Origin of the sequence: Pseudomonas sp. S11P7 (assembly GCF_023195435.1) — a bacterium.
GTDB lineage: Bacteria > Pseudomonadota > Gammaproteobacteria > Pseudomonadales > Pseudomonadaceae > Aquipseudomonas > Aquipseudomonas fluorescens_G.
This window is the reverse complement of the sequence record NZ_JALPKS020000002.1, coordinates 4,020,794-4,034,711: the sequence shown is the minus strand read 5'-3', so window position 1 is coordinate 4,034,711 and position 13,918 is coordinate 4,020,794. Positions and strand designations below refer to the sequence as shown.

Annotated in this window: 14 protein-coding genes, 1 tRNA gene and 1 pseudogene; 11 read left to right on the top strand and 5 right to left on the bottom strand. The window is 59.6% G+C overall.

The window, feature by feature from the left end:
* Positions 1-33: 33 nt before the first annotated feature.
* Together M0746_RS18550 and M0746_RS18545 are read right to left on the bottom strand one after the other, a co-directional pair.
* A complete protein-coding gene (locus M0746_RS18550; RefSeq protein WP_258450166.1) occupies positions 34-507 on the bottom strand; it encodes a peroxiredoxin in 474 nt (157 codons plus the stop codon).
* Between the two features lie 10 nt (positions 508-517).
* The gene (locus M0746_RS18545; protein WP_090282208.1) at positions 518-1,078 is read right to left on the bottom strand and encodes a glycine cleavage system protein R; all 561 of its coding nucleotides are present in this window, start codon (positions 1,076-1,078) and stop codon (positions 518-520) included.
* A 327-nt stretch (positions 1,079-1,405) separates the two neighbouring features.
* Between M0746_RS18545 and dapA the strand changes: the two genes are divergently transcribed.
* The 5 genes from dapA (at position 1,406) to M0746_RS18520 (ending at position 5,100) form a co-directional block, all read left to right on the top strand.
* Complete coding sequence (gene dapA / locus M0746_RS18540; protein ID WP_090282210.1) at positions 1,406-2,284, top strand: 4-hydroxy-tetrahydrodipicolinate synthase; 879 nt, start codon at positions 1,406-1,408, stop codon at positions 2,282-2,284.
* Between the two features lie 17 nt (positions 2,285-2,301).
* Complete coding sequence (bamC, locus tag M0746_RS18535) at positions 2,302-3,417, top strand: outer membrane protein assembly factor BamC (protein ID WP_258450165.1); 1,116 nt, start codon at positions 2,302-2,304, stop codon at positions 3,415-3,417.
* Positions 3,418-3,423: 6 nt separating this feature from the next.
* Positions 3,424-4,185 (top strand): MBL fold metallo-hydrolase, encoded by a 762-nt coding sequence (locus tag M0746_RS18530; protein ID WP_258450164.1) that lies wholly within the window; start codon positions 3,424-3,426, stop codon positions 4,183-4,185.
* A 28-nt stretch (positions 4,186-4,213) separates the two neighbouring features.
* Positions 4,214-4,927: a phosphoribosylaminoimidazolesuccinocarboxamide synthase gene (purC, locus tag M0746_RS18525; RefSeq protein WP_258450163.1), complete on the top strand. Its 714-nt coding sequence runs from the start codon at positions 4,214-4,216 to the stop codon at positions 4,925-4,927.
* A gap of 83 nt (positions 4,928-5,010) precedes the next feature.
* Positions 5,011-5,100, top strand: a tRNA-Ser gene (locus M0746_RS18520).
* A 249-nt stretch (positions 5,101-5,349) separates the two neighbouring features.
* Here M0746_RS18520 and M0746_RS18515 read toward each other — a convergent pair.
* Complete coding sequence (locus tag M0746_RS18515) at positions 5,350-5,541, bottom strand: YegP family protein (RefSeq protein ID WP_090282215.1); 192 nt, start codon at positions 5,539-5,541, stop codon at positions 5,350-5,352.
* Positions 5,542-5,817: 276 nt separating this feature from the next.
* Here M0746_RS18515 and M0746_RS18510 point away from each other — a divergent pair, with 276 nt between their 5' ends.
* The 6 genes and pseudogenes from M0746_RS18510 (at position 5,818) to M0746_RS18485 (ending at position 11,506) form a co-directional block, all read left to right on the top strand.
* On the top strand, positions 5,818-6,783 hold the full coding sequence (locus M0746_RS18510; protein WP_258450162.1) for a glycosyltransferase family 2 protein: 966 nt from the start codon (positions 5,818-5,820) through the stop codon (positions 6,781-6,783).
* Between the two features lie 3 nt (positions 6,784-6,786).
* Positions 6,787-7,497 (top strand): class I SAM-dependent methyltransferase, encoded by a 711-nt coding sequence (locus M0746_RS18505; RefSeq protein ID WP_258450161.1) that lies wholly within the window; start codon positions 6,787-6,789, stop codon positions 7,495-7,497.
* Positions 7,494-7,880: a GtrA family protein gene (locus tag M0746_RS18500; RefSeq protein ID WP_258450160.1), complete on the top strand. Its 387-nt coding sequence runs from the start codon at positions 7,494-7,496 to the stop codon at positions 7,878-7,880. The genes M0746_RS18505 and M0746_RS18500 overlap by 4 nt, the downstream gene beginning before the upstream one ends.
* Positions 7,877-9,971: pseudogene (locus M0746_RS18495) on the top strand (DUF6311 domain-containing protein). The gene M0746_RS18500 and the pseudogene M0746_RS18495 overlap by 4 nt, the downstream one beginning before the upstream one ends.
* Before the next feature lie 86 nt (positions 9,972-10,057).
* Complete coding sequence (locus M0746_RS18490) at positions 10,058-10,978, top strand: LysR substrate-binding domain-containing protein (protein ID WP_093103766.1); 921 nt, start codon at positions 10,058-10,060, stop codon at positions 10,976-10,978.
* A 165-nt stretch (positions 10,979-11,143) separates the two neighbouring features.
* The gene (locus tag M0746_RS18485) at positions 11,144-11,506 is read left to right on the top strand and encodes a 5-carboxymethyl-2-hydroxymuconate Delta-isomerase (RefSeq protein WP_258450159.1); all 363 of its coding nucleotides are present in this window, start codon (positions 11,144-11,146) and stop codon (positions 11,504-11,506) included.
* Positions 11,507-11,509: 3 nt separating this feature from the next.
* On the opposite strand, the gene M0746_RS18480 is transcribed toward M0746_RS18485, so the two are convergent.
* Both M0746_RS18480 and M0746_RS18475 read right to left on the bottom strand, forming a co-directional pair.
* Positions 11,510-12,445 (bottom strand): LysR family transcriptional regulator, encoded by a 936-nt coding sequence (locus tag M0746_RS18480; protein ID WP_258450158.1) that lies wholly within the window; start codon positions 12,443-12,445, stop codon positions 11,510-11,512.
* 176 nt (positions 12,446-12,621) lie between these two features.
* Complete coding sequence (locus tag M0746_RS18475) at positions 12,622-13,815, bottom strand: cyanate transporter (protein ID WP_258450157.1); 1,194 nt, start codon at positions 13,813-13,815, stop codon at positions 12,622-12,624.
* Positions 13,816-13,918: the final 103 nt, after the last annotated feature.

The window sequence follows — 13,918 nt, the reverse complement described above, 5'->3', positions numbered from 1 at the left end:
CGCGAAAGCGTTGGTAACTTCAATGCAAGAGCATCAGGCTTTATTCAAGGCCTGCGCAGCAGACAAAACCGCATCCACATGCCCCGGCACCTTCACGCCACGCCATTCCTGACGCAGCACACCCTCCTTGTCGATCAGAAAGGTGCTGCGATCAACGCCCAGGTATTCCTTGCCGTACAGCTTCTTCAGCTTGATCACGTCGAACAGCTGGCAGACGGCTTCGTCCTTGTCGCTGATCAGCTCGAACGGAAACTCCTGCTTGCACTTGAAATTCTCGTGGGACTTCAGGCTGTCGCGGGAGATGCCAAAGATTTCCGTGTTGGCAGCCTTGAACGCCGCGTATTGATCGCGAAAGCCCTGACCTTCGGTGGTGCAGCCCGGGGTGCTGTCTTTCGGGTAGAAGTAGATCACCACTTGCTTGCCCTTGAGCGCCGCCAGGCTGACGGTTTGCCCGCTGGTGGCAGGTGCCTCGAAATCGGCAACCGGTTGGTCGATGACAACGGCCATGAAAGCTTCCTTACATTGGGTTTTGTGGGCGCCAAGGCTCGATCAGCGCATCCAGATTCATCGCATCGGAGAAATCGAGGAACTGGTCGCGCAGCCAGCTGATCTGGGTGCCGGCCGGCAGCGTCACGGTAAATGTGGCGTTGAGCATGGTGCCGCCGGTCTGTGGTGCCTGATAGGTGTCGCAAGTCAGGTTTTCCAGCTCGACATTGTGGTCCATGAAGAACTGGCACAGCTCATTGATGATGTCCGGGCGATACGCCGAGCTGACATAGGCTACATACGGCAGTGCCTGCGGGCGGTTTTCCAGCGGTGCGCTGCGCACCACGTTGACCGTGAACGCGTGTTTCTTGGCGAGGCCGGGCAGACTGCCTTCAAGGCGCGCGAGGGCGTCCCAGCTGCCGGAAATCTCGAGAACCAGCGCACTGCACTCGCCATGGCGAGTCAGACGGGAAGTCACCACGGCGCAGCGATTTTCATGGCTGGCGCGGCACAGCACGTTGGTCAGCTCCATCGGATTGGCGCCGAGAGCACTGATGACAAGGAATTGTTCGCGAACTGTGGGGGTGGACATGCAGCATTCCTAAAGCGATGAGCGGTCGGTAGGTTGAGGCGTTGGATGCCGGGAAGCGCCTGTTGTGGCTGTCCGTTCAAAGCGCCCGGCCGACGCTCGCGGCTCGCTCCATTGAGCCAGAAGCGCGTCGAGGCGATGCAGGAACAGGGTCTGGAAGGCCGAAACGGGAGGCGGAAACCCGGCGTACAAGCTGATCAGTACCGATCAAAGTCTGAAGGGTAGCGAAAAGCGGCGCCAAGGGGAATGGCGGCAGCGCAGTACTTCGCTTGTGCAAGCATCTTGGCGCCAGTACCATTACCGCTCTCTTTTTCCGGCAGGAGCGGTTTCATGATTGCGGGCAGTATGGTGGCACTGGTCACTCCCATGGATGCACAAGGGCGTCTTGACTGGGACAGCCTCAGCAAACTCGTGGACTTCCACCTCAAGAACGGCACCCATGCCATTGTCGCGGTCGGTACTACCGGCGAGTCGGCAACCCTTGATGTAGACGAACACATCGCCGTGATCAAAGCCGTGGTCAAACAGGTCGCCGGGCGCATTCCGGTCATCGCCGGTACTGGCGCCAACTCGACCCGCGAAGCCGTCGAATTGACCCGCAACGCCAAGGAAGCCGGCGCCGACGCCTGCCTGCTGGTCGTTCCTTATTACAACAAGCCGACTCAGGAAGGTCTGTACCAGCACTTCAAGCACATCGCTGAAGCGGTCGACATTCCACAGATTCTCTACAACGTTCCCGGCCGCACCTCCTGCGACATGCAGGCCGAGACCGTGATCCGCCTGTCTACCGTGCCGAACATCATCGGTATCAAGGAAGCCACCGGCGACCTGACGCGTGCCAAAGCGATCATCGATGGCGTGAGCAAGGATTTCATCGTGTTGTCCGGTGATGATCCGACCGCTGTCGAATTGATCCTGCTGGGCGGCAAAGGCAACATTTCGGTGACCGCCAACGTCGCACCGCGTGAAATGGCCGATCTGTGCGAGGCCGCGCTCAAGGGCGACGCCGACACCGCACGCGCAATCAACGAAAAACTGATGCCGTTGCACAAAGACCTGTTCATCGAAGCCAACCCGATTCCGGTGAAGTGGGCTCTGGTCGAAATGGGCCTGATGCACGAAGGCATCCGCCTGCCACTGACCTGGCTGAGCACACCTTGTCACGAAACGCTTCGCACGGCCCTGCGCCAGTGCAGCGTCCTGGTTTAATTGAGGAAGTACAACGCATGAAGCGAATGGCCGGACTTTCCGCACTTGCCTTGATTATCTCCAGCACCAGCGGCTGCGGATGGGTCTGGGGGCCGGAAGGTTATTTCCGCGACCGTGGTAGCGATTACCTGCAAGCGCAACAGACTGCACCGATGCAATTGCCACCGGATGTAAACACTTCCAAGCGTCTTGATCCGCTGTTGCCGATCCCGCGCAACGTTGCCGATGATACCGCCAAGGGCGAGTACGTCGTGCCGCGCCCGCAGCCGTTGTCTGCCGTGGCCGATGCCAGCGATTACTCGCTGCAGAAGAGCGGCGACTCGCGTTGGGTCGTGGCCCAGCATCCACCGGCCGAAGTCTGGCCAGTGGCACTGCAGTTCTTCCAGGACAACGGTTTCCGTCTGGATGAACAGCGTCCGCAGACCGGTGAATTCACCACCACCTGGCAGCATTCCGATGAGCTGTCGGCATCGATGGCCAAGCGCCTGAGCGCGGCCGGTATCGCCAGCGACAGCGAAACCCGTGTGCGGGTACGCATCGAGCCGGGCGTGCAGCGCAACACCAGTGAGATCTACGTGGTGAGCGCCGAGCGTCCTGCCGGCAGCACGGCTGATGTGGCCTTCACCAACCGTTCGGTCAACACTGGCCTGGACGCTGCGCTGGTCGACGACATGCTCGCGAGCATGAGCCGTACGTCCGAGAAGGGCGGTTCGGTGTCGATGCTCGCTTCGCGTGATTTCGATGCGCCTAGCCGCGTCAGCCTCAGTGAAGACGGCAGCGGCAACCCGGTGTTGAACGTCGGCACCGATCTGGATCGTGCCTGGTCGAGCGTTGGCCGTGCACTGGAACAGGGTGAATGGCGCGTTGAGGACATCAACCGCAGCCTGGGCCTGTACTACATCAACCTGGCCGAAAAAGCCGAGAAAAAAGACGACAAGCCTGGCTTCTTCAGCAGCCTGTTCGGCAGCGCGCCGAGCAAGGAAGAAGTGGAAGCCCGTGCCGAGCGTTATCAGGTGCGCCTGAGCAAGGTCGGCGAGAACATTCAGGTGACCGTCGAGAAAAACATCAACACCGTCGCGCCAGCTGATGTGGCGCGTAAAGTGCTGAGCGTGATTCAGGACAATCTGGGCTGATCGACCATGCGTTTTGCCGTTCTCGGCAGCGGTAGCCAAGGGAACGGCACGCTGATCGCCAGTGCTGATACATACGTGCTGGTGGATTGTGGTTTTTCCCTGCGGGAAACCGAAAAACGCCTGTTGCGCCTGGGTGTTCACCCGACGCAACTGAGCGCGATACTTGTGACCCACGAACATGCCGACCACGTGCATGGCGTGGGTTTGCTGTCTCGGCGCTACAATCTGCCGGTCTACCTCAGTCGCGGCACACTGCGCGGGATGCGCAAACCGCTTGAGCCGGCAGGTTTTCTGGCCGGCGGCGAGCAGCTGCAGATCGGTGCACTGAGCGTCGGGGTCATTGCCGTGGCCCATGATGCGCAGGAACCGACCCAGTATGTCTTCAGCGATCAGGAACAGCGGCGCTTCGGCCTGCTCACCGATCTGGGTTCGTACTGCGAGCGGGTGCTGGACAATTATCGGGACCTCGATGCATTGATGATCGAGTCCAACCATTGCCGCGACATGCTGGCGCGCGGTCATTACCCGTACTTCCTCAAGCAACGGGTGGGCGGCGAGCTGGGACATTTGAACAACCACCAGGCGGCATTCCTGGTGGCCGAGTTGGGCTGGCAGGGCTTGCAACACCTGGTCCTGGCCCATCTGAGCAGCAAGAACAACCTGCCGCAGCTGGCCCGGCAATGTTTTGTCGACACCCTCGGGTGCGACCCGGACTGGCTGCAACTGGCCGATCAAGATTCAGGGCTCGACTGGCGCCACATCGCCTAGCCCACCTACTTAGCAAGCGGAGCCCATCATGGAAAAACGTGAAGAACTCTACCGCGGCAAAGCCAAATCGGTTTACAAGACCGACGACGCTGACCGCTTGATCCTGCTGTTTCGCAACGACACCTCGGCGTTCGACGGCAAGCGCATCGAGCAGCTCGACCGCAAAGGCATGGTCAACAACAAGTTCAACGCTTTCATCATGCAGAAACTCGAAGCGGCCGGTATTCCGACCCAATTCGACAAACTGCTGGGCGACAACGAATGCCTGGTGAAGAAACTCGACATGATTCCAGTCGAGTGCGTCGTGCGTAACTACGCCGCCGGCAGCCTGGTCAAGCGTCTGGGCGTCGAAGAGGGCATGAAGCTCAACCCTTATACCTTCGAGCTGTTCCTGAAGGACGACGCCAAGGGCGACCCGTTCATCAATGAATCCCACGTCGTGGCATTCGGTTGGGGCACCGCCGAGCAACTGGCGCGTATGAAAGAACTGTCGCTGAAGGTCAACGATGTGCTGACCAAGCTGTTCGACGACGCAGGTCTGCTGCTGGTCGACTTCAAGCTTGAATTCGGCGTGTTCAGCGACGGCTCAATCGTCCTCGGCGACGAATTCAGCCCGGACGGCTGCCGTCTGTGGGACAAGGACACCAGGAAGAAGATGGACAAGGACCGCTTCCGCCAGGGCCTCGGTGACGTCATCGAAGCCTACGAAGAAGTCGCCAATCGTCTGGGTGTACCGCTTTAATCGACGCAAGCATCTGATAGCACGAAGAAAATTTCGAAAGAGGGTTTGCTTTCGGTAAAAGTGTTGTTATGATGCGCGCCGTTGGAGAGATGCCAGAGTGGCCGAATGGGACGGATTCGAAATCCGTTGTACCTTCACCGGTACCTAGGGTTCGAATCCCTATCTCTCCGCCATTACATAGAAAAAGCCCCGTAGATGAAAATCTACGGGGCTTTTTTGTTTTCGATGTCTCGAAGAGTTTCCGAGCGAGAGCGGACAAAGAGTCTGGGAATCGGTCGTTCCGTAAAAAATCCTGTGACCTTGTCTGCCATTACGCAACGACTCGCTCCGTTGCCCGGTGCGCATAAAAGCCCTGCAGACGATTATTTGTCTGCAGGGCTTCTTCGTTTTTACGGGGACGAATTCTCAACAGAACCGAGGCTTCAAATCTCCTTCACCGGCGTCTCCCCCTGCACAGCCTTGATCAACCCGATCACGTGAAGACAATCCGCCTTGTTCACATAAGACTCGCCGCTGGCGATGGTCTCGTGGTTGCCTGCTCTCAGTCTCCAGCGCCATTGTCCCTGGCCGGTGCGAGGGGTGCCTCTGGATTGCCTGTAAATCTCGAAATACATTCAGTTCGCTCCATGCGATTTAGATGTGCGTCAGTCGGTGTGGCGCATCGTCGCAAGCCTAGCGCAGACGGTTTTTTTGGCTATCGGACATTTGTTTCCAATCGTTGGCGGATGTTTCCGAGGGGGGCGGACTAGAGCGGGGGATAGGCGTCCGGATTGGCCGATATGCCGCTGTTTGCTTGTTGCAACGCTGCCAGCGCTACTGCTTAATACGGGACGGCTCATGGCGTCGAAAATGATCGGCGACCGACAAACACTATAAAAAGAGCACTCCCTTTGACTGAGCACGGAACGCAACAGGCCGCGCAGGTGACGTTATCGCTGGTGGTCCCGGTTTTCAACGAAGAGGACAGCCTCGACACCTTTCTGCGGCGGATCAATGAAGTCTTCCAGCAGCAATCGTTGATTGACCTTGAACTGGTGTTCGTCAACGACGGCAGCACCGATGCCACCCTTGAGCGTTTGCTCGGGCATCAGCGGCATGACCCGCGCCTGCGCATCGTTGATTTGAGTCGCAACTTCGGTAAAGAGGCGGCGTTGTCTGCCGGCCTGCAGATCGCGGGCGGGCAAATTGTCGTGCCGATCGATGCCGATCTGCAGGACCCGCCGGAAGTCATCCTGCCAATGATCGAGCGTTGGCGCGAAGGTTATGAAGTCGTGCTGGGGCATCGTGTCAGTCGCCGCAGTGACACCTGGGCCAAGCAGACGTCAGCGCATTGGTTCTATCGCCTGCACAACCGGATCGCCGAACAGCCGTTACCCGAGAATGTCGGCGATTTTCGTCTGATGGATCGCTGCGTGGTCGATGCCTTGCTGACGTTGCCCGAATCCCGGCGCTTCATGAAGGGCTTGTTCGCCTGGGTCGGTTTTCGCACCACCCACGTCGACTATGAACGCCCTGAGCGCGTAGCGGGGCAGAGCAAGTTCAACGGCTGGCGGCTGTGGAATTTCGCGCTTGAAGGCATCACCAGTTTCAGTACCGAGCCGCTGCGTGTCTGGACGTATGTGGGCGCGGCGGTGTCGCTGGTATCGTTCGCCTTCGCCATTTTCATTGTTTTACGCACATTGATTCATGGCGTCGACATGCCCGGTTATGCCTCGCTGATGGTTGCCGTGACCTTTCTTGGCGGCTTGCAATTGATCGGCATCGGCGTGCTCGGTGAGTACCTGGGCCGCACCTATATCGAATCCAAACGCCGGCCGGTTTTTCTGGTGCGTCGCGTCTACGACCCCAAGGGCTGACACATGGATCTCAAGGAAACCGACATCCTCGGCGACAGCATCAATGAGCACTGGTATTACAGCTCCAAGGCAGCGGCCATGCGACGCTTGCTTGGCGACGGGCCGATCCAGCGGATCCTCGATGTGGGCGCCGGCTCGGGGTTTTTCTCGCACCACCTGCTGACCCACACGCAGGCGCGCGAAGCGTGGTGCGTCGACATCAGTTACCCCGCCGACTCCAGCGGTGCTGTCGCTGGCAAGCCAGTGCATTATCGCCGTGACATCGACCACGTCGACGCTGATCTGGTGCTGCTGATGGACGTGCTCGAACATGTCGACGACGATCTCGGCCTGCTTAATATGTATGTCGACAAAGTGCCGTCGGGCAGTCGCTTTCTGATGACCGTGCCGGCGTTCCAGTTCCTGTGGAGCGGTCACGACGACTTTCTCGAACACAAGCGCCGTTACACCCTGGCGCAGTTCGAAACTCTGGCGCGCGATGCCGGTTTGACGGTGCAGCGCGGTGCCTATTATTTCGGCGCGGTGTTTCCGATTGCCGCAGCGTTGCGCTTGCTACCGCAGGGTGCTCAGGCGCAACCGCCGCGCTCGCAACTCAAGCGGCATCACCCGCTGGTCAACATGTTGCTCAAGACGCTTTGCAGCCTCGAGTTGCCACTGATGGGGATGAATCGGCTGGCGGGTCTGAGCGTATTTGTACTGGCGCAGAAACCGTGATCCCTGGCGAAAGAGCCGCGTTTATCCAGCGTGGCGTGCGCTTTGCTGTGACCGGTTTGTGCGTCACGGCCTTGCATGCGTTGGTCGCGATCGCGTTCATCAACTTCATCAGCCCTTTACCGCCCTTGGCCAACGGCGTGGCGTTCGCCGTGGCAACGGTCGTGTCGTATGTGGTCAACACCACCTGGAGCTTCTCGGCGCGGTTACATGGCCGAACCCTGCTGCGTTTCCTGCTGGTATCGATCGGCGGATTTTTCCTGGCAATGCTGGTCGCCTGGGCGGCGCAAATGGCGGGGCTGCATTACTCGCTGGGCATCGTGGCGGTAGCGCTGACGATTCCCGCTTTCACGTTCGTGCTGCATAACTTCTGGACGTACCGATGAGGGAATTGAACAAGCATCCGACCCTCGCGTTACTGCCGCTGTTACTGGGCGTGCTGGCCTTTTTTCTGGTGATCGGCCCGCGCGCACTGGACCCGCAGAATATCGCCTGGCTCAAGGACGGCGATCCGGCGACGCATTATCTGGGCTGGGTAAATTTCCGTCATGGACCGTGGACATTTCCGCTCGGGCTCAATCCGTCTTATGGACTGGAGCTGGGCAGTGCGGTGATCTTTTCCGATTCCAATCCGCTGTTGGCAATACTGTTCAAAACCCTGAATGGCTGGTTGCCCGAGACGTTTCAGTATTTCGGCTTATGGTTGTTGGCCTGTTTTGTCCTGCAGGCCTGGTTCGGCTGGAAATTGCTCGGACTTATCACCGATAACGCCGCGCTGCGCCTGTTGGGTTGCGGATTATTGGTGTTTTCGCCGCCGATGTTCTTGCGCACCGGGGGCACCTGTCGCTTGTCGCGCAGTTTCTGATTCTCGCCGCGTTGTATCTGGCCTTGCATCCGGCACTTGAGCGGCGTCGCCTGGCCTGGGGACCTTGCTCGGCGCGACGGCATTGGTGCATGCCTATTTATTGGTGATGGTGGCGTTGATCTGGGTGGCTGACCTGTTCGGTAAAGTCGTGGCCGGCAAGCTGAGTCGGCGTCGGGGGCTGATCGAGTTCGCTGGCGTGTTTGCGCTGGTCAGCGTGTGTTGCTGGCAAGCGGGCTATTTCAGCATCGTCGACGGGGCGGGCGGCGGTGGTTTCGGCTGGTATCGGATGAACCTGCTGGCCCTGTTCGATGCGGACGGCTGGTCGTACGTGTTGCCGGGCTTCGCCAAGCGTGGTGGCGACTACGAAGGTTTCAACTATCTGGGCCTCGGTGTGTTGATGCTGTTGCCGTTGGCAACGATTGCGCTGTGGCAAAGGAACATCAGCCTGAAGTCGATACTGCTGCGTTGGCCCTGGCTGCTGTTGGCAATGGTCGGGCTGACCGTGTTTGCGCTGTCCAATCAGATCGGCTTCGGCGCACACACCTTCAGTTATCCGCTGCCGAAAACCATCGAGGGGCTTGCGAGCATTTTCCGCGCTTCGGGACGGATGTTCTGGCCGGTGTTCTACACGTTGGTGCTGCTGGTGCTTTATCTGATTGTGCGTGGATACCGGGCGCCAATCGCCATTGGCTTGCTGGCCGTGGCGTTGACCGCACAGGTCGCCGACACAAGTATTGCCTGGCAGGGGCTGCGCGCGACCAAAATGCTGCCGCCGTCCTCGGTCTGGACCAGCCCGATGCGCGACCCGTTCTGGGAAAGCGCCGCAGCCCACTACAAGAACATCCGCGCCCTGATGCCGAAAAACCAGTCAGATCAATGGCAGCCCATTGCCTGGTTTGCCGCGACGCATGGCTTGAGCACCGATGCCGTGTATATGGGGCGTATGAGCCCCAAGGCACTCGACCACGCTCAGCGCGATGCACAACGCCGGCTGACTTCCGGAGAGTATGCCGCCGACTCGCTGTACATCCTCGACGATGACGCACTGGATCTGGCGGTCAAGAGTGTGCGCAGCGAGAACGATCTGCTGACCCGCGTCGACGACTTTATCGTGCTGGCACCAGGCTGGAAGCGTTGCGAACAATGCCTGCCAATGGTCGATGAGGGGCGCTCGATGTCGGCGCTGCCCTTGAGTCGACCGGGGTTGGTGCAATTGTTCAATCGCAACAGCCGGCAGTTGCTCAAGGGCTGGGCCGCGCCGGAAAGCTGGGGGACCTGGAGTGAAGGGCAGGAGGTGCAAATCGCTGTGCGTGTTGCGCCACAGAGTACGGCGATCGTCATGGACGTGCTCGCGTTCGTCATGCCGCCCCGGTTGACTCAGCGGGTCATCGTCAGCATCGATGGGGCTGAAGCCTTGTCAACGCGCCTGACCCAAGTGCAAGACAACGTGCTGGAAATTCCGCTCAGTGCAGCGGTCCAGGACAAATTGAAAAATGGCCAGCCGTTGATCCTGCAGATCCATTTGCCGGACGCGACCAGTCCGCGAAACCTTGGCTTGAACGATGACGCGCGCGTGATGGGGCTGGGCCTGAAATCACTGACCGTCCGTTGAATTCGCGTTTGTTGCGAAAACGTTGATGGACGCCGGGCTCGGCGTCTTTCTACACTGCCCGCATTCCGGGGAGCAGGGGGCAATGGATGAACCGCAATGAACTTCGCAAGGCCGATATCAACCTGATGGTGGTCTTCGAGACCTTGATGCTCGAACGCAACGTGACCCGGGCGGCGGAGAAACTGTTTCTCGGCCAGCCGACCATCAGCTCGGCACTCAACCGTCTGCGCACGATGCTCAACGATCCGCTGTTCATTCGCGTCGGCCACCGCATGGAGCCGACGGCCCGCGCCGAAGATATCTTCCGTCACCTCAAACCGGCGCTGGATTCGCTGTCGGTGGCGCTGAGCCTGACCCGCGATTTCGACCCGGCCGTGAGCACCATGACCTTTCGCATCGGCCTGTCCGATGACGTCGAGTTCGGCCTGCTGCCGCCGCTGTTGCGAGCGCTACGCCAGGAAGCACCCAACGTGGTGTTCGTGGTGCAACACGCCGATTACTGGCGGATTCCCGATCTGCTCGCGGCGGGCGATATCACCGTTGGCATCAGCCAGACCCGCGGCCTGCCGGCCAACGCCAAGCGCAAATTACTGCGACACATCCAGCCGAGCATTCTGCGCGCCGATGCCAGCGATACGCCGCTGACCCTGGATGAATATTGCGCGCGTCCGCATGTCCTGGTCTCGCACACGGCGAACGTCAGTGGCTACGCTGACGAGTGGCTGGCGGAGCTGGGTCGCACGCGCCAGGTGGTGTTGTCGGTGCCGCAATACAGCGCATTGCCGGCGCTGCTGGCCGGTACGGACCTGATCGCCAGTCTGCCGGATTACACCGCGGCGGCGATGGCTGCGTCTGGATTGCTGTTCCAGGAGCCGTTTCCATTCAAGACACCCATGCTGGACCTGTCGATGGTCTGGCTCAGCCACGTCGACAGCGATCCGGCCGAGCGCTGGTTGCGTTCGCGGCTGGAAGCCTTCATGAGCGAACGGCCACAAAACCCGCTCTGATAAACATACCCTCTGTACGAGTGAGCCTGCTCGCGATAGCGGTGTGTCATTCAGCATAAGTGTTGCCTGACACACCGCTATCGCGAGCAGGCTCACTCCTACAAAAAGCTTAGGTGTGACTGTGGTATATGTACCGCCCCACGCCCCACTGACCGGAGACACGCAATGCCACACCTGCACCTGGAATACACCGCCAACCTGCCCCTGAACGCCGATGTTGCTCTGATCCGGCTCAACAACACTCTGGTGGGATCCGGTCAGTTCGCTGCCGAGTTCGATATCAAGGGCCGTGCGGTCAAGGTCGAGACATTCAAGGTGGGTACCGCGCTCGCCGAGCGCGGGTTCGTTCACATCAAACTGGCACTGCTCAGCGGGCGCTCGCCGGAAATCAAGAAGCAGTTGTCGCAAAGTCTGCTGGCGGCTCTACAGGACATCTGCGAATGGCCGACCGGTGTCGAAGTGCAATTGTGTGTCGAACTGCTCGATATCGACCGCGAGTCCTACGGCAAAGCTGTGGTGGGCGTGTAGGACTCAGCTCGCATCGAGTTCGCTGCACACATTGACCACCTGCTCACGCAGCCAGACGTTGGCGCTGTCCTGGTCGACACTCTGGCACCACTGCATATCGAGGGTGAAGCCGGGCAAGCCGTTTGGCGCCTCGCAGTGGTTGAACACCGCCTCGTTGGTCAGTAAACGCTGGATACGGCGGGGCAGGGTGAGAATGAAATCGGTACCGGTGATCATTTTCAAAGCAGCGCTGTAGCTGTTCGAACGCGCGACGATCTGGCGTTTCTGTGCCTGTCGCGCCAGCCAGCCATCGACCATGTTGGTCGACGAAGTCCAGGGTGTCGGGAAGACGTGCCGCCGTTCGGTGAAGGCTTGCAGGCTCAAGCGCGGTTCCAGCGGCGTGGCGCGTTTGTCGAACACACAGACCAGGTCATCTTCCAGCAGCATACGCGACTTCAGATCACCGTGCTGGCGGTGGAAGTTGGGGCCGAAACTGATCACCAGGTCGAGACTGCCGTCGCGCAATTCGTCCGCCGGGACGTCTGTCTCGAACTTGTGCATGTTGACCATCACCGGCAAATCGTCAAAGTCGAAGCGCTTCAACAGCCGCGGCAGGATCAGTTGCTCGAAATATTCCGGCGCACAGATATTGAAGGTGACGGCTTGCTGGCTTGGGTCGAACGTCGGGGCGCCGGCGTGGCACAGGTTGATGCTTTCGATGATCTTCTGCACATGGCCGTACATGCTGCTGGCCTTGTAGGTCGGGCGCATGCCGGTGCGGGTGTTGATGAACAGTTCGTCTTCAAAACTGGTGCGCAGTTTCTTCAGGCAGTAACTGACGGTGGACTGGCTGACAAACAGGGTTTCCGACACATCGGTGACGCTGCTCTGCTCATACACGGCGACAAACACCATGAGGTCCTGCATGTCGAGCTTTCGAAGCAAGTTACTGTTCAGCATCCGTTCTGTCTCGCTGTGCTCCTTGCGCTGAATCCGCGCAAACGTGTGCGAACGATCCTAGCGGAACGATGGTGCCAGGAGAAAGCCCTGTAAGACATTTCACGGTCACATGTGGGACAGAAACTTTTAACAACACGACGTCATCGATCAAAGCGGACAAAGCTGGCCAGAGGCCTTCAGCCAGCTGATGGAAAATGTCGGCGGTAATGCCGCGGGTCGAAACGCAACACCATCAGCAGCATCAGTGCCACGACTGCTGTCAGCGACCACCACGCCCATTCGAAGCTGCCCAGGCGGTCGCGGAGCAACCCGGCCAGCATTGGCGAAAGCCCGGCGATCAGATACCCGATGCCCTGCACGAACGCGGTCAGGCTGCCGGCGCGCTGCGGGTCGTCGAGGTGATCGAGTGCGACGATCAGGCTCATCGGAAACAAACCGCCGATGCCCAGTCCCAGCAGGCATGGCCACAGCAAGCCGAAATGCTGTGGACTGAGGATCAGGCCGCAGAACCCGGCAATGATCAACGCTAGCAATGCCATCAGGATCGCGCGTCGATCGCGGCTGCGGTTGGCGATAGCGGGAACGAGCAGGCCGGAAATGACTTCCATTGCGGTCAGAAAACCCAACAACAGCCCGGCGTTTTGTTCGCTCCAGCCTTTTTCCACGTAATAGGGAGCGAGCCAGGCGAGCACGCAGGTGTAGGACGCCGTTCCCAGTCCGAAGAAAATCGCCAGTAGCCAGGCGCGACCGTTACTGGCGAAAACGTCTTTCTTCGCGGCCAGCGTCAGAGTATTCGGCAGATGACGGCGTTGCGCCCACCAGGCCAGCAGGGCGAATACTGCCAGCAAGGCCCATACCGCCAGACCCATACGCCAGCTTGCGGTCTGCACCATTACCCAGGGCGCGAAGGTCGCCGCCAGCGCCGCGCCGCCCATGATCGACGTGACATACAAGCCCATGCACAGTGCGACATTGTCGGGGAAACGCGATTTGATCAATGCCGGCATCAACGCCTGAATCAACGCAATGCCAAACCCCGCCAGCACGGCGCTGACAATCAACCCGGTTGCGGTATCGACAAACAGCCGCGCCAGCGTCGCCAGCGCAATAGTCAGCAGCGACCACAACACCGCGCGCTGTTGACCGAAGCGCTGACTGATCGCCAGACCGAAAAACATCGCCAGCCCCATGGCCATCACCGGCAGCATGGTCAGCAGTGATGCGAGGCTGAAACTCAGTGGGATATCACCGCGAATGGCCGACAGCAGGGGGCCGACCGCCGCCATCGATGGCCGCAGATTGAGCGCGACGAGGATGATGGCAAGCATCAAGCCGGCAGCGGGGCGAGTGGTGGCGTGGGCGGTTTGCATGGCGTGTCCTTGGCGAGCTGCGGCGATGGATTAGGCGCGAAGCCACCCGTGCTGGGCAAACCAGAAAATCCACAGGCCTATTCAATAAATCAATACCGCCTGC